14 protein-coding genes and 2 tRNA genes are annotated in these 20331 nt (G+C 49.6%); 3 read left to right on the top strand and 13 right to left on the bottom strand.

Annotation, left to right across the window (positions count from 1 at the left end; genetic code table 11):
* Window positions 1–85 precede the first annotated feature (85 nt).
* From RW65_RS01415 to nagB, 10 genes are all read right to left on the bottom strand, one after another.
* Window positions 86–170: transfer RNA gene (locus tag RW65_RS01415), tRNA-Leu, on the bottom strand.
* 9 nt (window positions 171–179) lie between these two features.
* Window positions 180–256, bottom strand: a tRNA-Met gene (locus RW65_RS01410).
* A gap of 219 nt (window positions 257–475) precedes the next feature.
* Window positions 476–2140 (bottom strand): asparagine synthase B, encoded by a 1665-nt coding sequence (gene asnB / locus RW65_RS01400; protein WP_039054859.1) that lies wholly within the window; start codon window positions 2138–2140, stop codon window positions 476–478.
* A 419-nt stretch (window positions 2141–2559) separates the two neighbouring features.
* Window positions 2560–3879: a hypothetical protein gene (locus tag RW65_RS01395; RefSeq protein WP_039054858.1), complete on the bottom strand. Its 1320-nt coding sequence runs from the start codon at window positions 3877–3879 to the stop codon at window positions 2560–2562.
* Between the two features lie 123 nt (window positions 3880–4002).
* A complete protein-coding gene (locus tag RW65_RS01390; protein WP_039054857.1) occupies window positions 4003–5322 on the bottom strand; it encodes a hypothetical protein in 1320 nt (439 codons plus the stop codon).
* Window positions 5323–5789: 467 nt separating this feature from the next.
* On the bottom strand, window positions 5790–7109 hold the full coding sequence (locus RW65_RS01385; RefSeq protein WP_039054856.1) for a hypothetical protein: 1320 nt from the start codon (window positions 7107–7109) through the stop codon (window positions 5790–5792).
* 391 nt (window positions 7110–7500) lie between these two features.
* Complete coding sequence (locus RW65_RS01380) at window positions 7501–8820, bottom strand: hypothetical protein (RefSeq protein WP_039054855.1); 1320 nt, start codon at window positions 8818–8820, stop codon at window positions 7501–7503.
* A 266-nt stretch (window positions 8821–9086) separates the two neighbouring features.
* Window positions 9087–10307, bottom strand: coding sequence for a DNA-binding transcriptional regulator NagC (gene nagC, locus RW65_RS01375; RefSeq protein ID WP_039054854.1), 1221 nt, complete (start codon window positions 10305–10307; stop codon window positions 9087–9089).
* 9 nt (window positions 10308–10316) lie between these two features.
* On the bottom strand, window positions 10317–11465 hold the full coding sequence (gene nagA, locus RW65_RS01370; protein WP_039054853.1) for an N-acetylglucosamine-6-phosphate deacetylase: 1149 nt from the start codon (window positions 11463–11465) through the stop codon (window positions 10317–10319).
* 63 nt (window positions 11466–11528) lie between these two features.
* Window positions 11529–12329, bottom strand: coding sequence for a glucosamine-6-phosphate deaminase (gene nagB / locus RW65_RS01365; protein ID WP_017455911.1), 801 nt, complete (start codon window positions 12327–12329; stop codon window positions 11529–11531).
* Between the two features lie 329 nt (window positions 12330–12658).
* On the opposite strand from nagB, the gene nagE reads away from it, so the two are divergent.
* The 3 genes from nagE (at window position 12659) to chiP (ending at window position 18464) form a co-directional block, all read left to right on the top strand.
* Window positions 12659–14689 (top strand): N-acetylglucosamine-specific PTS transporter subunit IIBC, encoded by a 2031-nt coding sequence (nagE, locus tag RW65_RS01360; protein ID WP_039054852.1) that lies wholly within the window; start codon window positions 12659–12661, stop codon window positions 14687–14689.
* Between the two features lie 265 nt (window positions 14690–14954).
* Window positions 14955–16622, top strand: coding sequence for a glutamine--tRNA ligase (glnS, locus tag RW65_RS01355; protein WP_039054851.1), 1668 nt, complete (start codon window positions 14955–14957; stop codon window positions 16620–16622).
* Between the two features lie 447 nt (window positions 16623–17069).
* Window positions 17070–18464: a chitoporin ChiP gene (gene chiP, locus RW65_RS01350; protein WP_039054850.1), complete on the top strand. Its 1395-nt coding sequence runs from the start codon at window positions 17070–17072 to the stop codon at window positions 18462–18464.
* A gap of 86 nt (window positions 18465–18550) precedes the next feature.
* On the opposite strand, the gene fur is transcribed toward chiP, so the two are convergent.
* From fur to ybfE, 3 genes are all read right to left on the bottom strand, one after another.
* Complete coding sequence (fur, locus tag RW65_RS01345) at window positions 18551–18997, bottom strand: ferric iron uptake transcriptional regulator (RefSeq protein WP_039054849.1); 447 nt, start codon at window positions 18995–18997, stop codon at window positions 18551–18553.
* A 292-nt stretch (window positions 18998–19289) separates the two neighbouring features.
* Window positions 19290–19820 (bottom strand): flavodoxin FldA, encoded by a 531-nt coding sequence (fldA, locus tag RW65_RS01340; protein ID WP_197058854.1) that lies wholly within the window; start codon window positions 19818–19820, stop codon window positions 19290–19292.
* A 163-nt stretch (window positions 19821–19983) separates the two neighbouring features.
* Entirely contained in the window at window positions 19984–20265 is a 282-nt protein-coding gene (gene ybfE / locus RW65_RS01335; RefSeq protein WP_039054847.1) for a LexA regulated protein, read from the bottom strand.
* Window positions 20266–20331: the final 66 nt, after the last annotated feature.

The raw sequence follows: 20331 nt of genomic DNA, 5'->3' as shown, positions 1-20331 counted from the left end.
CTGGATTCGAACCAGGGAATGCCGGTATCAAAAACCGGTGCCTTACCGCTTGGCGATACCCCATCCGTGCAACGCGTCCTGGGAATGGTGCGGGAGGCGAGACTTGAACTCGCACACCTTGCGGCGCCAGAACCTAAATCTGGTGCGTCTACCAATTTCGCCACTCCCGCAAAAAAAGATGGTGGCTACGACGGGAATCGAACCTGTGACCCCAGCATTATGAGTGCTGTGCTCTAACCAGCTGAGCTACGTAGCCATCTTTTTTTCGCGTTACCTTATCGGCGTTGCGGGGCGCATTATGCGTATTGGGCCTGACAGCGTCAATACCTTTTTCATCGAAAATTGCCGGAATGTGACTGTTTGGTTAGGTTGCGAACAGCATGGCGCTAAATTCGGCAAAAATCGATTTTATGTATTAAATCAGCGTACAAAAAACAACAGACCCCGCAGGGCCTGTAAGATTAACAGTTAAATATTAATAAGCTGACTGGTGGATTCCCACCGCACGGCCTGACGGATCGTTCATGGTTTTGAACGCTTCATCCCATTCGAAGGCTTTAGCGGAAGAACAGGCCACCGACGGACCGCCGGGAACGCATTCTGCCGCGCTTGGCAGTGGGAACAGCTCTTCAAAAATCTCACGGTACAGATACGCTTCTTTCGACGCCGGCGTGTTATACGGGAAACGGTAGCTGGCGGTTGCCAGTTGCTGATCCGTCACCTGCTGCGCCGCCACTTCTTTCAGCGTATCAATCCAGCTGTAACCGACGCCGTCGGAGAACTGCTCTTTCTGCCGCCATGCGACGCTAGCCGGCAGGTAGGATTCAAAACATTCGCGCAGAATGTGTTTCTCCATCTTGCCGTTGCTGCCGCACATTTTGTCCTGCGGGTTAATACGCATGGCGACGTCGAGGAAATTCTTATCCAGGAACGGTACGCGTGCTTCTACGCCCCAGGCGGACATCGCTTTGTTGGCGCGGGCGCAGTCAAACATATGCAGCGCCTGTAACTTACGCACGGTTTCTTCATGCAGTTCTTTGGCATCCGGCGCTTTATGGAAATAGAGGTAGCCGCCAAACACTTCATCGGAACCTTCACCGGAGAGCACCATTTTGATGCCCATCGCTTTGATCTTGCGTGACATCAGATACATCGGCGTCGATGCACGGATGGTGGTGACGTCGTAAGTTTCAATGTGGTAAATGACATCACGAATGGCATCCAGCCCTTCCTGCACGGTGAAATGAATTTCATGGTGTACGGTGCCAAGATGGTTTGCCACTTCCTGCGCTGCTTTCAGATCCGGCGCGCCTTTCAGACCAACCGCAAAGGAGTGCAGCTGCGGCCACCAGGCTTCTGATTTTTCCTGATCTTCCACGCGACGGGCGGCGAATTTTTTGGTGATAGCTGAGATGACCGACGAGTCCAGACCGCCTGAAAGCAGCACGCCATAGGGTACATCAGACATCAGGTGGCTCTTGACCGCATCTTCCAGCGCCTGACGCAGTTCGGCTTTATCGGTAACGTTGTCTTTTACCGCATCATAATCAAACCAGTCGCGCTGGTAGTAAGAGCGGATTTCACCCTCTTTGCTCCACAGGTAGCTGCCCGCCGGGAACTCTTTAATAGTGCGGCAAACGGGAACCAGCGCTTTCATTTCCGATGCGACATATAAGTTGCCGTGCTCATCGTGACCCATATACAGCGGGATAATACCGATATGATCGCGGCCAATCAGATACGCCTCTTTTTCGCTGTCGTATAGTACGAAAGCAAACATGCCTTGCAGTTCATCGAGAAACGCCGGACCCTTTTCCTGATACAGGGCGAGGATCACTTCGCAGTCGGAGCCGGTCTGGAAAGCGTAACGGTCGCCATATTCTGCGCGCAGCGCCTGGTGGTTATAGATTTCACCGTTGACCGCCAGCGCATGTGTTTTCTTTTCGTTGTACAGCGGCTGCGCGCCGGCGTTAACGTCGACGATGGAGAGACGTTCGTGGGCCAGAATCGCTTTATCGCTGGCATAAACGCCGGACCAGTCCGGGCCGCGATGGCGCATCAGGCGGGATAATTCCAGCGCTTTTTTACGTAACTCGACCGCGTCGGTTTTAATATCCAGTACGCCAAAAATTGAACACATAGACTTCTCCGTTAACCTTGAGGGCAATGCTGTATTGTTGTCTGCTGGTAGTCAAAATGCCGCAAAAGCGGGGCAGGGCGCAAGCCTTTTACCGTGCGTAAAAGAAATAACGCAATAGTGATTATCGAATGCTGAAAAAATGAGGGTGATACAGGCGTAGAAATTGATGAATCGTCAAAATAACGCGATTTTTATTGAAGATTCTCGTTGTTTTGTCAGCTAAAAAAATGACTAAGGCATTTTAGCCTAAACCAGCGCGAATGCGCCTTTTGCGGTACACGGGTCCGACATTCATCATTAATGACGAATCTTTTGCGCTACCGCGCTCTGTTTGCCCGCAATTCCTTTTGATGACCCTAACAGACAGCGCGATCGCTTGTAAGGCAAGCGATCGCGAAAAATGTTTATCATATTGAAGGTTAACACCACTGCGTCCAGGTTCCGTCGTGATAGTCGACAATCATGTGAAGGGTTAATACCTTTCCTTTACGGGTAATTAGCAGTCGCCACGCGCCGCGGCCTTTGCTGCGACTTAAGGTTGGTAGATCGGCAACAAAATAATGTTCAACGCTTTTTCTGGGTAACCGTCCTGCTGCCAAATCATTTTTAATGACCTCAATATGTGTGAGCGTGTGTTGCGCCTCAACTCCACAGTATTTATTCAAAAGATTACGTTGCGCACTAAACATTTCACTTTCCTGTACCGTATAGAGAGGTTCTTTGCATTGAAAGGAAACGGCGGAGGGTTGCGCCCGCACTTGCTTAACAGGTGCCTTCTTTACGTTGCGCCGCTGCGGTTGAGTCGCTGTTGGTTTTTCAAATATCATTGCCTCCTTGTTCTCGGCTGGCAATTTGTCTTGTTCTTTTCCCTTAGGTAACGCATAGACTTCCCCTGGCAGCATAATAAGGAATTCTGTCGTGGGATGGGCAATGATGTCTTCGTCACACCAGCAATGTCGATCTCTTTCATAGCTGAAGAGAATATATGTTTTGCTATTCTCGGTGGATTCAAACATCTTCATTAAATATAAGTTAGGATCTTTTTGGCTAAACAGGATCGCTTTTTCTTTATAGGCAGCATATTCTTTATTTTTATCAAACCACCCCTTTAACCATTTTTCTAAGTTTTCCCTTACGGCATTCCGGTTATGCAGTATAAATCCTTTGCGGCGAGTAAATTTGTCAACCTGGTCATAACTTGTAGCAAAGGATTTGACGTTGCCGGTGGTGAGATCCAGCCTGACGATATAATTCTTTATTAGACATAAGGAGAAGGCTTGCGGAAGCCAGGACCAGGTATTCCAGACGACGCTTTGAAATGTGTAGGGTTTAAGTTTTTCGCTAACGAATCTGGCTGCACGACTGGCCAGCAATGAGTTTCCCCCGGTAAAGGTGGCAAAAAGTCGGTGCGGCTTTGAGATGTCGATTTTAGCGAGAAATTTGCTGTTTTGAGTAAAAAAATCTTCACTATTTTCGTGCAGATAGATTAACTCCCCGTACCCTGATAATTGCTCATAGAAGGTGACGATTAACTCATCTTGATGACCGTCGCTCATGCAATACAAATTATTAGACCCGCTTTGACCTGCGGTGCCTGAAAGGGCTCCTTTACCCAACCGGGTTTTCTCTGGTACAGGCATATTTTTTTTACCTGCGATATCCGCAAGCCCTCTGTCAATATCGAAGTAAAAGCCAAAATGTTTAACCTGTGGTACCGGTATTTTTTGAGTGATGGGCATAATTGCACGCTCCTTGTTATTTGCATCGACTATTTACTCGCGCTCTTCCACTTTGACGGAGAGAATATAAACATGCTTATCGTCAGGTAAACCGTTAAAACGAAATATTTCTGACGTCGAAGGTTAACTCCACTGCTTCCAGATTCCGTTGTGATAGTCGGCGATAACATACAGGGTTAATACCTTCCCCTTACGGGTAATTAACAGTCGCCATGCGCCACGGCCTTTATTACGACTTAACGTGGGCAGGTCAGCAACAAAATAATGTTCAACGCTTTTTCTGGGTAACCGCCCGGCGGCCAAATCGGTTACAATTGAATTAATACGTGCGAGCGTCTCTTTCGCCTCTTTTCCACAGTAGTTAATCAACAACTTTCGTTGGGCACTGAACATCTCACTTTCCTGGATCGTATAGGGCGATTCAGCGTAATGTAATAATATCGCGGAGGGTTTGACTCGCACTTGCGTAACCGATTCTTTTTTTACATGCCGCCGCTGTGGTTGCTCTACTGTTGGCTGTTCAAATATAAACGACGACTTGTTCTCGGCCGGTAATTTATTTTGTTCCCATCCTTGTGGTAAGGCATAATCTGTATTCGGCAATAGAATAAGGAACTCCGTATAGGGGTCACTGGCAATAGCTATATCGTGCGGGAAGTTTCGATATTTTTCGTAGTAGAGGAGGAGGAAGGAGTTGTCACCGTCGAGGGCCGACAACATCTTAAATGTATATCGGGAGGGATCTTTTTGACTCAATTCAAGCGCTCTCTTCCTGAAGGCCGAAAATTCCTTATTATTATCAAACCACTCTCTTAGCCAACAATTTCTGCTTTCCCTTACCGCAAGGCGGTTATATTCGAGGAAATTATTGCGCAAAAGAAATCTTTCAACCTGACCGCAATTAGTTTTGAATGATTTGACGTCACCTGTCTTCAGGTCCAGCCTGACGACGTAGCTAGTTAACATGCAAAAAGAGAAACGTGGTGGGAGCCAGGACCAGGTATTCCAGACCACACTTTGAAAGTCGTACTGTTTTAGCTGTTGACCAACGAACCTGGCGGCATGGCTGGCCCACAATGAGTTTCCTCCGGTAAAGGTGGCAAAAAGCCGATGCGGCCTGATAGGGTCAATTTTAGACAAAAATTTGCTACGTTTAGTAAAAAAATCCGGATTATTTTCGTGCAAATAGACCATCTCCCCGGTCCCGGATAATTGCTCGTAGAGAGTGATAATTAACTCATCTTGAAAACCGTCAGTGAAGCTGTACAAATTATTGTTCCCGGTTTCATCTGCGGTACCATAGACAGCCCCTTTGGTAAGAAGAGTTTTTGCTGGCACAGGCAAATTTTTTTTACCGGCAATGTCAGCAAACCCACTGTCGATATCAAAATAAAAACCAAAATGTTTAACTTTTGGTACGGACATTCTTTGTGTGACCGGCATAAATTTCATCCTCCTTATTATTAAATCGACTATTCTTTCGCTCTCTTACTGACCACGATTATCACGTACATTCAGGACTCGTTGATGAAACCAAATATATTGGATTAATTGCGAAGGATTTTGTACCAGGTGCGGCACTGAATTATACGGGTAATAGCTCGGCCAGCAATCTGAGGAGTTAATAAGGTTCGCTGAGGTTGATTTTTACGAGGATCCCTTTTAACCCAGCTTTACGTGAGCAGGATCCCCGGTTCGGCTCAGCTTTTCAGTAAACTTTGCAGTAGTAAGCCATTCCTCATGACGTGTTGAGCAGGGCAAACGCACCAGGCGCCGGGCCGTGATCCTATACGGAAATGATTCTGTATACTGTTGTACTCGGTTTGCAAGCATGCCCCTTCGACGGCGCAAACATACATGCGCGCTTCTTTACGTAAGCCGGTAGAGCGAAATGTTTATAACGTGGAACGTTAACTCCACTGTATCCAGGTTCCGTCGTGATAGTCGGCGATAATGTGAAGGGTTAATACCTTTTGATTACGGGTAATTAACAGTCTCCATGCGCCGCGGCCTTTACTGCGGCTTAAGGCGGGAAGATCGGCGACAAAGTAATGTTCAACACTTTTTCTGGGTAACCGCCCCGTGGCTAAATCGTTTTTAATGACCTCAATATGTGAGAGCGTGTGTTGTGCCTCTTCTCCATAGTAGTTATCCAGAAGATTACGTTGTGCATTAAACATTTCACTTTCCTGTACCGTATAGAGAGATTCTGTACGGTGAAAGGATACGGCGGAGGGTTTGATCCGCATTTCCTTAACAGGCGCTTTCTTTACGTTGCGCCGCTGCGGCTGAGTCGTTATAGGTTTTTCAAATATGAAACCCTCCTTTTCAGCAGCTGGCTGTTTAACTTGTTCTATTCCTTTAGGCAAGTCATAGATTTCACTCGGCAGCATAATAAGTATTTCCGTTGTGGGATGGGAGATGATGTCGTTTTCATGACAGAAATATCGATCTTTTTCATAGCTTGCAAGGAGACGTGCCGGCTCGCCGGTGAGCGATTCAAACATCTTCATTGAATATACGTTGGGATCTTTTTGGTTAAGAAGGAGCGCCTTTTCTTTATAGGCAGCATATTCTTTATTTTTATCAAACCAATCTTTTAACCATTTATCTAACTTTTCCCTCGCTGCAAAGCAGATATCCACTGCAAATCCTTTGCGGCGGATAAATCTTTCAACCTGGTTGTAATTCGTAGCAAATGATTTGACATCGCCAGTGTTAAGATCCAGCCTGACAACGTATTCCTTTATCACACATACTGTGAATATCGGCGGGAGCCAGGACCAGGTGTTCCAGACGACACGCTGAAAAGTATAATCTTTCAGCTGGAGGGTAACGAGCCTCGCTGCACGACTCGCCAGCAGCGCATTTCCCCCGGTAAAGGTGGCAAAAAGTCGGTGCGGCTTTGAGATATCAATTTTAGACAAGAATTTGCTACATTCAGTAAAATATTCCGTATTATCTTCGTGAAGATAGATTAATTCCCCGTACCCGGATAATTGCTCATAGAAAGCGATAATTAACTCATCTTGAAAACCGGTACTGATGCAATATAAATTATTGTATTCAGTTTGGCCTGCGATTCCAGAATTAACGCCCTCACTAAGTAGGGTTTTTTCTGGTATAGGAAGGTTTTTTTCATCCGTGATATCCGCAAACCCTCTGTCGATATCAAAATAAAAACCAAAATGTTTAACTTTGGGAACAGGCATTCTTTTGGACGCTGGCATAATTTTCACGCTCCTTGTTATTGAAAGCGAGTCTTCATTCGCTCTCTTCTTGAACACGTTTACCGCATATATTCAGGGCTCGCTGATAAAAAATATATTGCGCTAAGTGAGGGGAATTTTGTACCAGGTGCGGCACTGAATTCGAGGGCTAATTGCCTGGCCAGCAATTTGATACGGTAAACAAGGGATGCTGATTTTGGCTTTTTAAAGGGTGCTTTTTCCCTCAGCGTTAAGTGAGTAAAATCTCCGGTGCCGTTCAGTTTTCCAGCAACCGTTGCCGCAGACAGAATCCGTCGTATATCGATTACGGATTCTGCTTGCTGCTGCCGCCATCGACGGGATTAACATAAACACGTTCACCTTCAAGTAAACCGATACAGCAAAATGTTAGTTAACTCCATTGCTTCCAGGTTCCGTCGTGATAGTCGGCAATAATGTGAAGGGTTAATACCTTTTGATTACGGATAATTAACAGTCTCCATGCTCCGCGGCCTTTACTGCGGCTTAAGGCGGGAAGATCGGCGACCAGATAGTGTTCAACACTTTTTGTTGGCAACCGCCCGGCGGCCAAATCTGCTTTAATGACCTCAATATGTGAGAGCGTGTCTTTCGCCTCTTTCCCGCAATAGTCAGTCAAAAGATTACGTTGCAAAGTAAATAATTGACTCTCCTCTACCGTATAGACAGATTCAGTGCGATGAAAGGGAACGGCGGAGGCTCTGACCGGCGCTTGCATAACGGAGATTTTCTTTACCTTACGACGCTGCAGCGGAGTTGTTGTTGGCTTTTCAAATATAAATGCCTCTTTGTTCTCGACCGGCGATTTCTCTTGCTCTCTACCTTTTGGTAATGCGTATTCGGCATCCGGTAAAAGAATAAGGAATTCCGTCTGGTCGTCAGCGGCAATAGCCATGTCATTCTCAAAGCCTCGATATTTTTCATAGCTGAGGAGGAGATATGAGTTGTCACCGCCGATGGCTCTTAACAACTTCATGGTATATCGGGCGGGATCTTTTTGACTTAGTTCAATCGCTCTATCTTTGTAGGCAAGATATTCTTTATGTTCCTCAAACCACTCTCTTAGCCAGAACTGTAATCTGGTCCTCACCGCGAGGCGGTTATCACTCAGAAATTCTTTACGTGTAAGAAACCGTTCCACCTGAGGGTGGTGGGTATTAAATGATCTGACGTCACCTGTCTTAAGGTCCAGCCTGATAACGTAGCTCTTTGGCATACAGAATGAGAAGCGTTGCGGCAGCCAGGACCAGCTATTCCAGACCACACTTTGAAATGTGTAGGGTTTCAGCTTTTCTCTAACGAAGCTGGCTGCACGGCTCGCAAACAGTGAGTTTCCCCCGGTAAAAGTGGCAAAAAGCCGGTGCGGCTTGTCGGTGTCAATTTTGGACAGAAATTTGCTATTGGCAGTAAAGAATGGCGCATTTTTATCGTACAGATAGACCATCTCTCCGGTCCCGGATAATTGTTCATAAAAAGTGACAATTAACTCCTCCTGCCTACCTTCGGTAATACAATACAAATTATTGTTCCCGCTTTGGCCTGCAGTGCCAGAGACAACCCCCTTATACAGACGGGTTTTTGCTGGCTCAGGCATATTCTTTTCACCCGCGATATCGGCAAACCCCCTGTAGATATCAGAGTAAAAACCAAAATGTTTAACTTTGGGGACCGGCATTTTTTGTATGACAGGCATAATTTTCACTCTCCTTGTTGGCTAAATCGCGTATTCACTTACTCCCTTCCAGACAACGATTTCTGTGTACATCCAGGCGCGTTGACGAAACATAATATATTGGGGTAAGTGAGGGTGAGGTTATACCAGGTGCGGCACTGAATTACGGGGTATTCGCTCGACCAGAAGCGTTTGCGGCCAGGTGAGGTATTAAAGAGGTGTGCCAGAGGCGATTTTTTACGGGATCCCTTGCACTCAGCGATGAGTGAAAAGAATCCCGGTGCGGCTTAATTTTCCAGTAAACGTTGCAGCAGCAGACCATTCAGCATAGCGCGTTTTACCAGCGCAAACGCGCCAATCGCCGAGCGGTGATCCAGTGCGGAAGGCACCACCGGTAGATTTTTGCGAAACGCTTTGAGCGTCTGGGCATTAATGCAGGCTTCGATGGCTGGCAGCAGCACTTTTTCCGCCTCGACAATCTCACCGGCAATCACCACTTTTTGCGGATTAAACAGGTTGATGGCAATGGCGATAGTTTTACCGAGGTGGCGACCGACATACTCAATCACTTCACAGGCCAGCACGTCGCCTTTATTGGCGGCTTTACACAAAGCCTTGATCGAACAGTCCTCCAGCGTCATACGGCTCTGGTAACCCTGTTCCAGCAGATGCCGAACGCGGTTCTCAATAGCCGCATTGGCGGCAATGGTTTCCAGACAGCCAAAGTTGCCGCAGTGGCAGCGTTCACCCAGCGGTTCAACCTGTACGTGACCAATTTCACCGACGTTGCCGTTACGGCCGATAAAAATACGCCCGTTGGAGATGATGCCGGCACCCGTACCGCGATGCACTCGCACCAGAATGGAATCTTCACAGTCCTGGCTTGCGCCAAAATAGTGCTCGGCCAGCGCCAGGCTGCGAATGTCGTGCCCGACAAAGCAGGTTAATTTGAAACGTTTTTCCAGCGCCTCGACCAGACCCCAGTTTTCAACCTGAATATGCGGCATATAGCGAATTACGCCGCTTTCCGGATCGACAAGCCCTGGCAAAATAACCGATATCGCGATCAGTTCGCGGATCTTACGCTGGCTGGCTTCGATAAAGTGGCTGATGGTATTGAGCAGCGCATGCTCCAGAGTTTCCTGGGTACGTTCAGGCAGGGGATAATGTTCTTCTGCCAGCACTTTACTGCTCAGATCATATAGGGTAAGCGTCGTGTCGTAGCGCCCGAGGCGCACGCCGATTGCCTGAAAGTTACGGGTTTCGGTAACAATAGAGATAGCGCGGCGGCCCCCGGTAGAGGCCTGCTGATCGACTTCTTTAATCAGCCCACGCTCAATTAGCTGACGCGTAATTTTTGTTACGCTGGCGGGAGCAAGCTGGCTTTGTTCGGCAATTTGAATGCGCGAAATAGGGCCATGTTGGTCAATCAGGCGGTAAACCGCCGCACTGTTAAGCTGCTTTACGAGGTCAACGTTTCCAATTTGAGCTTGTCCGCCTGATGTCATACCGTCTCTTTATGCAGTGACGACCTCGTTGCCGTTAACGATGGTCTTAATAATTTTATAATCGCGCGTGAACGCCGTCAGGTTCGCTACTTTACCGGCGGCCAGGCTGCCGAGCTGTTGGTCTACGCCAATGGCGCGCGCGGGGTACAGGGTTGCCATACGCAGCGCTTCATCCAGTGCAATACCGACATATTCCACCAGATTGCGTACCCCTTCGATCATCGTCAGGGCTGAACCGCTCAGCGTTCCGTTTTCGTCCACGCACAGGCCATTACGGTAGTATATTGTTTTGCCAGCAAAAATGAACTGCTCAATATTCGCACCTGCGGGCGCGGTGGCGTCCGTGACCAGGCACAGTTTGTCGCCTTTTAGCCGTTTGGCATTACGAATATTAACGTAATTGACATGCAGCCCGTCTGCAATCACGCCGCAGTACACATCCGCGTCATCCAGTACCGCACCCGCCAGACCTGGTTCGCGTCCGGTGATATAGGGCATCGCGTTATAGAGATGGGTGGCGAAGGTGATCCCGGCGCGAAAGCCGGCTTGCGCCTCTTTTAGCGTCGCATTTGAGTGACCGGCGGAAACAACAATGCCCGCGTTTGCCAACTGGCGAATCACCTCGTCACCCGCCATTTCCGGTGCCAGCGTGACTTTGGTAATCACATCAGCATTCTGGCAGAGGAAATCGACCAACGCGTGATCCGGTTTGCGCACGAAAGCCGGATTATGGGTGCCTTTTTTAACAATATTCAGCCACGGCCCTTCCAGATGAAGCCCCAGCGCCTGATGCGGGTGTTTCGCCAGATACTCGCGCATCACCTGCACGCCCTGTTTCATCAGTTCGTCGCTGCTGGTAATAAGCGTCGGCAGGAAGCTGGTGCAGCCGGAGCGTTCATTCGCCTGCTGCATGATCTCCAGCGTTTTCACGCTGACGGCTTCGGCGGTGTCGTTAAACTGCACGCCGCCGCAGCCGTTGAGCTGGACGTCGATAAAACCGGGGGCGAGGATGGCACCATTCAGCGAGCGTTGTTCCATGCCTGTCGGCACTTCCGCCAGAGGACAAAGACGTTCAATCAGATCATTGTTGATGATGATCGCATGGTCATCCAGAATTTCATGGCCGGTATAAATCCGGCCCTGAGTTAAAGCATACATAACAACCCCCGGTTAACATGGTTTACCGCTGCGCAGGTTCCGCCTCGCGCAGCGGTAACGGACTTACAGACCTTTAATATTTTCCGCTTCTAGTTCGTTGAAATATTTCAACGTTTTAACTTTCAGCTCCATCGTAGACGGTTCATCGCAGACGATTACCGCTTTCGGATGCAGCTGCAGACAGCTGATGGTCCACATATGATTAACGTTGCCTTCAACGGCCGCTTGCAGCGCCTGCGCTTTCACGCCGCCGAGTACCAGAATCATCACTTCTTCCGCGTCCAGCAGTGTGCCAACGCCAACGGTCAGTGCGTATTTCGGCACCTGATTTACGTCGCCGTCAAAGAAGCGCGAGTTCGCTACGCGAGTGTCATGGGTGAGGGTTTTAATACGTGTGCGCGAAGCGAGAGAAGAAGCCGGTTCGTTAAACGCGATATGTCCATCGTTGCCTACGCCGCCCATAAACAAATGGATTTTACCGTAAGAGCGGATTTTTTCTTCATAACGGCGGCATTCTGCGTCGATATCCGGCGCATTGCCATCCAGCAGGTTAATATTTTCAGCTGGAATATCAACGTGATCGAAGAAGTTGCGGTGCATAAAGCTGTGATAGCTTTCCGGGTGATCTTTCGGCAGGCCAACGTATTCATCCATGTTGAAGGTGACCACATGCTGGAAACTAACCTGGCCTGCTTTGTGCATCTCAACTAACGCTTTGTATGCGGTAAGCGGCGTGCCGCCGGTCGGCAGACCGAGGATAAATGGGCGGTCTGCGGTGGGTTTAAACGCGTTGATACGATTGACAATATGGCGTGCTGCCCATTTGCCGACCTGTTCGGCTGTTGCCAGGGGGATCAATCTCATGGTTCACCTCTAAAAGTAATATGAAGAGTGTAGGCGGAAAGCATGATCGCTAAACTAAGCGTAACCTGGTTCGCCGCAGCGAGAAGGGCGCAATCCGTTCTGATTTTTTTAATCATAAAATAAGTTTTGCCTGTTTGCCAATATTCAGGAGGCTCATAAACGATAGTTAGTGATTTTTATCACAGAAAATACGCTTTTAATTTGCGAGGCGAATTAATTTTTCACACACTCTGTCAGGTAGTGAGAAAATAGCCGTGACTTCAGGGTTTGTAACACAATAAAAACGACTGTTTCAGTGAGCCCGCATCGGGTTCATAGGGGGAATTAAAGTGAGTATTCTTGGTTATCTGCAAAAGATTGGCCGCGCGCTGATGGTGCCTGTCGCCACGCTGCCTGCGGCGGCAATATTGATGGGGATCGGCTACTGGATTGATCCGGTCGGCTGGGGCGGACAGAACGCGCTGGCGGCGTTTTTCATCCAGTCCGGTTCCGCCATTATCGACAATATGGGCGTGCTGTTTGCGGTCGGTGTCGCTTACGGTATGTCAAAAGATAAAGATGGTGCCGCGGCGCTGGCGGGCTTTGTTGGTTTCCTGGTGCTGACTACGCTCTGTTCACCGGCGGCGGTAGCGATGATCCAAAAAATTCCTGCGGATCAGGTTCCGGCGGCGTTTGGCAAAATTAAAAACCAGTTTGTCGGTATTCTGGTGGGGATTATTGCCGCTGAGCTCTATAACCGCTTTAGCAGCGTTGAGCTGCCGAAAGCGCTCTCCTTCTTTAGCGGCCGTCGTCTGGTGCCGATTCTGACCTCCTTTGTGATGATCGTGGTGGCCTTCATCATGATGTACATCTGGCCGGTAGTGTTTACGGGCCTGGTGGACTTCGGCGAGAGCATTCAGAAACTGGGCTCCGTTGGCGCGGGCGTTTACGCCTTCTTTAACCGCCTGCTGATTCCGGTCGGCCTGCACCACGCGCTTAACTCCGTGTTCTGGTTTGACGTAGCGGGCATTAACGATATTCCTAACTTCCTCGGTGGCGCACAGTCTATCGAAGCCGGTAAAGCGGTGGTCGGTATCACTGGCCGTTACCAGGCCGGCTTCTTCCCGATCATGATGTTCGGTCTGCCGGGTGCGGCGCTGGCCATTTATCACTGCGCGCGTGCGGAAAATAAAGCCAAAGTGCTGGGGATCATGATGGCCGGCGCGTTTGCTGCCTTCTTTACCGGTATCACCGAACCGCTGGAGTTCTCCTTCATGTTCGTTGCGCCGGTACTGTATGTGATTCACGCCGTGCTGACGGGGATCTCCGTATTTATCGCGGCAAGCATGCACTGGATCGCCGGTTTTGGCTTCAGCGCCGGTCTGGTGGATATGGTGCTCTCCTCGCGTAACCCGCTGGCGACCCACTGGTGGATGCTGATCCTGCAAGGGCTGGTGTTCTTCGTTATCTACTACGTGGTGTTCCGTTTCACTATCACCAAATTCAACCTGTTGACCCCGGGTCGTGAACTGGCGGTTGCCGGGGATGAAACCGATGGTCGCGATGTGAATGTCAGCGCCAACGCCGAGCAGGACGTTAGCGGTCTGGCGCGCCAGTATATCGCGGCGGTAGGCGGCTCGGCTAACCTGACGGGTATCGATGCGTGCATTACACGTCTGCGTTTATCGGTAAAAGACTCTTCGCTGGTGAATGAATCAATGGCGAAACGTCTGGGTGCTTCCGGCGTTATTCGTCTGAACAAAACCGGCGTGCAGATCATCGTCGGATTTATCGCGGAAAAAATCGCTGACGCAATGAGAGTTGCGGGCGACGTCCCGGCGGCCGGTGCAGCGGCGCCCGCAGCGGTGGCTCCTGTGGCTCCTGTGGCAGCGGTAAAACCGCAGGCAGTACCGAACGCGACCCTTATCGCTGAACTGGTATCGCCGGTCACCGGTGAGCTGGTGGCATTGGATCAGGTGCCTGATGAAGCCTTCGCCAGCAAAGCGGTGGGCGACGGCGTGGCGGTGAAACCGACGGATAAAATGGTGGTTTCTCCGGCTGCGGGTACCATTGTGAAAATCTTCAATACCAACCATGCGTTCTGCCTGGAAACGGCTAAAGGCGCGGAAATCGTTGTCCACATGGGTATCGATACCGTTGCGCTGGGCGGCCAGGGCTTTACGCGGCTGGTGGAAGAGGGCGCTGAAGTGACGGCGGGGCAACCGATCCTCGAAATGGATTTGGAATACCTGAATGCTAACGCCCGTTCCATGATTAGCCCGGTGGTGGTCAGCAATATCGATGACTTCAACGGTCTGGTTATTAAAGCGCAAGGCACGGTGATTGCAGGCCAAACGCCACTGTTTGAAATTAGAGGCTAACCGCTCCTGAGTAAGCAATAATGCCTTAAGCGGCGGGGGAGTGTCCTCCGCCGCTTTTTTTTGCGCTGCGTTTTATCAACGCGCGACGCAGCGCGTTGAAACCAGTAGTCGATGATGCGCCGGAGGCTTTATTCCTTCCACGCTGCCCGCAGGCTGCAAGCGACGACCGCAGGCAACGCTGATTTGTATAACTAAAGGTTGTTTCCTGCGCGCTGTTATTAGATCATACGCCGTTATACGTTGTTTACGCTTTGAGGAACCCGTGATGAGTGAGGCTGAAGCCCGCCCGACTAACTTTATTCGCCAGATAATTGATGAAGATCTGGCCTCTGGAAAACACACCACCGTTCATACCCGTTTTCCGCCGGAGCCGAATGGCTATCTGCACATTGGCCATGCGAAATCTATTTGCCTGAACTTTGGCATCGCGCAAGATTACCAGGGCCAATGCAACCTGCGTTTCGATGACACTAACCCGGCGAAAGAAGACATCGAATACGTTGAATCTATTAAGAACGACGTGCAATGGTTAGGCTTCAACTGGTCTGGCGATATCTGCTACTCATCAGATTATTTCGACAAGTTGTATCAGTACGCGATTGAGCTGATCAATAAAGGTCTGGCCTACGTTGACGAGCTTTCCGCTGATGAGATCCGCGAATACCGCGGTACGCTGACCGCGCCGGGTAAAAACAGCCCGTATCGCGATCGCAGCGTAGAAGAGAACCTGGCGCTGTTTGAAAAAATGCGCGCCGGCGGCTTTGAAGAGGGGAAAGCGTGTCTGCGCGCGAAGATCGATATGGCTTCGCCGTTTATCGTGATGCGCGATCCGGTGCTGTACCGCATTAAGTTCGCCGAGCATCATCAGACCGGCAACAAGTGGTGCATCTATCCGATGTACGACTTTACCCACTGCATCAGCGATGCGCTGGAAGGCATTACCCATTCGCTTTGCACGCTTGAATTCCAGGATAACCGCCGTCTGTACGATTGGGTACTGGATAACATTACCATTCCGGTTCACCCGCGCCAGTACGAGTTTTCGCGCCTGAATCTGGAATACACTGTGATGTCCAAGCGCAAACTCAATCTGCTGGTCACCGATAAGCATGTTGAAGGCTGGGACGATCCGCGTATGCCGACCATTTCAGGTCTGCGTCGTCGCGGCTATACCGCCGCGTCTATTCGCGAATTCTGCAAACGTATCGGCGTGACCAAGCAGGACAACACCATTGAGATGGCCTCGCTGGAATCCTGCATCCGCGAAGATCTGAATGAAAACGCACCGCGCGCGATGGCAGTTATCGATCCGGTTAAAGTGGTTATCGAAAATTATCCGCAGGGCGGCAGCGAAATCGTCACCATGCCGAACCATCCGAACAAACCGGAAATGGGCACCCGCGAAGTGCCGTTTAGCGGTGAAATTTGGATCGATCGCGCTGATTTCCGTGAAGAAGCCAACAAGCAGTATAAACGTCTGGTGATGGGTAAAGAGGTGCGTCTGCGTAACGCTTACGTCATCAAAGCGGAACGCGTGGAGAAAGATGCCGAAGGCACTATCACCACCATTTTCTGCTCGTACGATGCCGAAACCCTGAGTAAAGATCCGGCCGATGGGCGCAAAGTAAAAGGCGTCATTCATTGGGTAAGCGCACAGCACGCGCTGCCGATTGAGATCCGTCTCTACGATCGTCTGTTTAGCGTACCGAATCCGGGCGCTGCGGATGATTTCCTGGCGACCATCAATCAGGAATCGCTGGTTATTAAACAAGGCTTCGGCGAACCATCGCTGCAGCAGGCGCTGGCGGGTGAAGCTTACCAGTTTGAACGCGAAGGTTACTTCTGCCTCGATAGCCGATATGCAACCGCTACCAAACTGGTTTTCAACCGCACCGTTGGCCTGCGTGATACTTGGGCAAAAATCGGTGACTAACTAAGTCAATCAGAAACAATTGCCTGAAAGCGCCGCTCTCCGCGGCGCTTTTTTTTGCTTATCGATTAGGATTTTACCTTTTATCAATATTCGCGTCGCGAATTAATATGTCTTCTCCTTGATGTGATTCCCATTAAATAAATAGGATTCTTATTGCTGTTAAAAGTTATACCTAATGTGTAATCGCTATCATTTAGGGTTATTTTCTTTATTTTTCCGCATATTATTAACGGTCGCGTTGTTTTGTGTAAAATATTTCAAGGTACGTCTGAATGTGTGCACTTCGTCATAATCCTGTCATTTCGTTACTTAAAAGCATTGATAATTCGCGTCGCGAAAAATAGTCTTAATGCAGAAACGAAATCGGCGGATTTCGTTACTACCGCAACTTTTTTACTTTTTTCGCTTTCTCCGGCGATGTTTATCTCTGTCTATAAGGAATGACTTATGCGTGCGTTTACGAGCAAACGTAGTGCGCTGGCGCTGGCTATCGCCAGCATCACGGCAATATCCGGCTGGGCGGTTGCGCCTCAGGTACATGCGGCGGGTTTTATCGATGATTCAACGCTGACGGGTGGCATCTATTACTGGCAGCGTGAGCGTGACCGTAAAGATGTGCTGGAAAACAAATATAAAACCAACCTTGCACATAGCACATGGAATGCGAATCTGGATTTCCAGTCCGGCTACGTGGCGGATATGTTTGGTTTTGATATCGCCGCCTTTACGGCCATTGAGATGGCGGAAAATGGCGATAGCGCACACCCGAACGAAATCGCCTTCTCTTCCAGCAACAAAGCCTATAAAGAAGACTGGTCAGGAGATAAAAGTGGCGTCAGCCTGTATAAAGCGGCGGCAAAATTTAAATATGGTCCGGTGTGGGCACGCGCCGGTTATATTCAGCCAACCGGGCAGACATTATTAGCACCGCACTGGAGCTTTATGCCGGGCACCTATCAGGGCGCGGAAGTCGGGGCGAATTTTGATTACGGCGATGCCGGGGCGCTGAGCTTCTCGTATATGTGGACCAATGAGTATAAATCGCCGTGGCATATCGAAATGGACAAGTTCTATCGAAACGACAGAACGACAAAAGTCGATTATCTGCACTCCCTTGGTGCGAAGTATGATTTTAAAAACGACCTGCTGCTGGAAGCGGCGTTTGGCCAGGCGCAAGGTTTTATCGATCAATACTTTGCTAAAGCCAGTTATAAATTTGCTGTTGCAGGCAGCCCGCTGAGCACCAGCTATCAGTTTTACGGTACGCGCGATAAAGCCAATGGCGGCGTAAACGATATCTATGACGGCACCGCATGGCTGCAGGCGCTGACTTTTGGCTATAAAGTCGGTCAGGTGGATCTGCGACTTGAAGGGACATGGGTGAAAGCCGAAGGGCAGCAGGGATTTTTCCTGCAGCGTATGACGCCAACTTACGCTTCGTCCAACGGTCGGCTGGATATCTGGTGGGATAACCGTTCCGACTTTAATGCCGATGGCGAAAAAGCGCTGTTCTTTGGCGCGATGTACGATCTGAAAAACTGGAATCTGCCGGGCTGGACCCTCGGCGCGTCTTACGCCTACGCCTGGGATGCAAAACCCGCCGATATGGCAACGCCGGACGCCTGGTACGATCCTAACTATCGTCTGAAAGAGTCCGCTTACAGCCTTGATGCCGTTTATACCCTGCAGGATGGCCGGGCGAAAGGCACGATGTTCAAACTGCACTTCACTCAGTATGACAATCATTCCGACATTCCGAGCTACAGCGGGGGGTATGGCAACATTTTCCAGGATGAGCGCGACGTGAAGTTTATGGTCATCGCACCCTTTACCATTTTCTAATCGGGGCAGGGCGCAGCTTCGACCGCTGCTCCTATCGCAGGCAAAAAAAAGCCAACCCGCGGGTTGGCTTTTCGTATCATAAGGGGTTATTTCGCGTCGTGCGCGTGTTCATCTTCACGGCAATCGCCTTCGGCGCAGTGGCCATAAAGGTAGAGGCTGTGGTTGGTCAGGCGAATGCCGTGCTGAGCGGCGATTTCGCGCTGGCGCGCTTCGATAGAATCATCACTGAATTCAATTACCTTGCCGCAGTCGAGGCAGATCAGGTGATCGTGATGATGTTGTTGAGTCAGCTCAAAAACGGACTTGCCGCCTTCAAAATTATGACGGGTGACAATGCCGGCGTCATCAAACTGGTTCAACACGCGGTAAACCGTTGCCAGCCCAATCTCTTCGCCCATGTCGATCAGTCGTTTGTATAAATCTTCCGCACTGACATGATGGTTATCCGGTTCCTGAAGCACTTCGAGGATTTTTAACCGAGGAAGCGTGACTTTCAGGCCGGCCTTCTTTAATGCGGTATTGTTGTCAGTCATGCGGAATCTGTCCTGTTGCTTTACGATTCACTTCCTTAGGGAAGTGATAAGGAATGCACCTGAGGTAATGCGTCTCATTATAGAACTGCCATGGCTAAATGAAAACTGCAAGTCCTCAAGTAAAGTAAGCTTATAAAACGTGGTGTCACCTGCAAACTCCTTTGCGAGGCCACCTGCTTGAGCTGCGCTTATTGTACAGCGATGGAGAAAAAAGTTAAAAATTTGTAGCAATTATTTTCATTGCTTTTATCTATTAATACGGCGCAACCTTCAGATTACGCCGTAAAAAAGATCAGGCATTAAGGATTTCGTCGAGGTGCATCTCTCCGCGAATCTGTTGCACCCATTTTTGCACACGCTCGGTGGTTAGCTCCGGCTGACGGTCTTCGTCAATCGCCAGACCCACAAAGTGATCCTTGTTCACCAGCCCTTTTGAGTCTTCAAAGTGATACCCTTCAGTCGGCCAGTGGCCCACAATGATCGCACCGCGCGATTCGACAATCGTACCAATGGTGCCCAGCGCATCGCAGAAATATTCTGCGTAGTCTTCCTGATCGCCACAGCCAAACACCGCAACTAATTTGCCGCTAAAGTCGACTTCTTGCAGCGTCGGGAAAAAATCCTCCCAATCGCTCTGCGGTTCACCGTAGTACCAGGTGGGAATGCCGAGCAACAGAATGTCATAGCCTGCGAAATCTTCTTTGCTGCTCTTGGCAATGTCATGGACGTCGGCAACCTCTTTACCAAGCTGATTTTGAATCATTTTCGCGATATTTTCGGTGTTACCCGTGTCGCTGCCGAAGAAAATACCGATAATTGCCATGAGTAAAATAACCTCTTGAAACTTAATGATTATGGTGATGGCGCTAAGCCCACAGATAAGGGCAATCATAGCAGAACAGGCAAGCGGGCGAAAATAGCAATTGCCGCCGAGTGCACTGTATGCCACATGAAAGTATAATTTTGGGAAGGTTTCGGAGGATTCGCTAGCCGCGCAATGCCTTAAGCTGTGCCAGCAACATCTCTTCAATCAGCTCACTGCGGCTCATCTCGCGCGCGTCGGCCAGCTCATTTAACGCATCGACGGCTTCTACGTTCAGTTTTAATTCGACACGCTTAAGCCCACGAACTTTATCGCGTTTTAGCTGATTGCGTTTGTTGATGCGCAACTGTTCATCGCGCGAGAGCGGGTTTGTCTTCGGCCGTCCCGGGCGACGCTCATTCGCGAACAGATCTAATGTCGTACGGTCCGTTTGTTCTTTAGCCATGGTCTAAGCATACTACGGGAAAACAAGCAATCGGGCTGCTGCCCGGGCTGAATAGCGCGCCATCAT

The organism is Enterobacter sp. Bisph1, from assembly GCF_000814905.1.
Taxonomy (GTDB): Bacteria; Pseudomonadota; Gammaproteobacteria; order Enterobacterales; family Enterobacteriaceae; genus Kosakonia.
This window is presented reverse-complemented; position numbering and strand designations above follow the sequence as displayed.

Excerpts from the sequence above, each read along its gene's own strand:
- asnB (WP_039054859.1), bottom strand. The coding sequence starts at position 2,140 with ATGTGTTCAATTTTTGGCGTACTGGATATTAAAACCGACGCGGTCGAG.
- ybfE (WP_039054847.1), bottom strand. The coding sequence starts at position 20,265 with ATGGCTAAAGAACAAACGGACCGTACGACATTAGATCTGTTCGCGAAT.
- fur (WP_039054849.1), bottom strand. The coding sequence starts at position 18,997 with ATGACTGACAACAATACCGCATTAAAGAAGGCCGGCCTGAAAGTCACG.
- fldA (WP_197058854.1), bottom strand. The coding sequence starts at position 19,820 with ATGGCAATTATCGGTATTTTCTTCGGCAGCGACACGGGTAACACCGAA.
- nagC (WP_039054854.1), bottom strand. The coding sequence starts at position 10,307 with ATGACATCAGGCGGACAAGCTCAAATTGGAAACGTTGACCTCGTAAAG.
- nagB (WP_017455911.1), bottom strand. The coding sequence starts at position 12,329 with ATGAGATTGATCCCCCTGGCAACAGCCGAACAGGTCGGCAAATGGGCA.
- RW65_RS01385 (WP_039054856.1), bottom strand. The coding sequence starts at position 7,109 with ATGCCAGCGTCCAAAAGAATGCCTGTTCCCAAAGTTAAACATTTTGGT.
- chiP (WP_039054850.1), top strand. The coding sequence starts at position 17,070 with ATGCGTGCGTTTACGAGCAAACGTAGTGCGCTGGCGCTGGCTATCGCC.
- RW65_RS01390 (WP_039054857.1), bottom strand. The coding sequence starts at position 5,322 with ATGCCGGTCACACAAAGAATGTCCGTACCAAAAGTTAAACATTTTGGT.
- RW65_RS01395 (WP_039054858.1), bottom strand. The coding sequence starts at position 3,879 with ATGCCCATCACTCAAAAAATACCGGTACCACAGGTTAAACATTTTGGC.
- nagA (WP_039054853.1), bottom strand. The coding sequence starts at position 11,465 with ATGTATGCTTTAACTCAGGGCCGGATTTATACCGGCCATGAAATTCTG.
- glnS (WP_039054851.1), top strand. The coding sequence starts at position 14,955 with ATGAGTGAGGCTGAAGCCCGCCCGACTAACTTTATTCGCCAGATAATT.
- RW65_RS01380 (WP_039054855.1), bottom strand. The coding sequence starts at position 8,820 with ATGCCTGTCATACAAAAAATGCCGGTCCCCAAAGTTAAACATTTTGGT.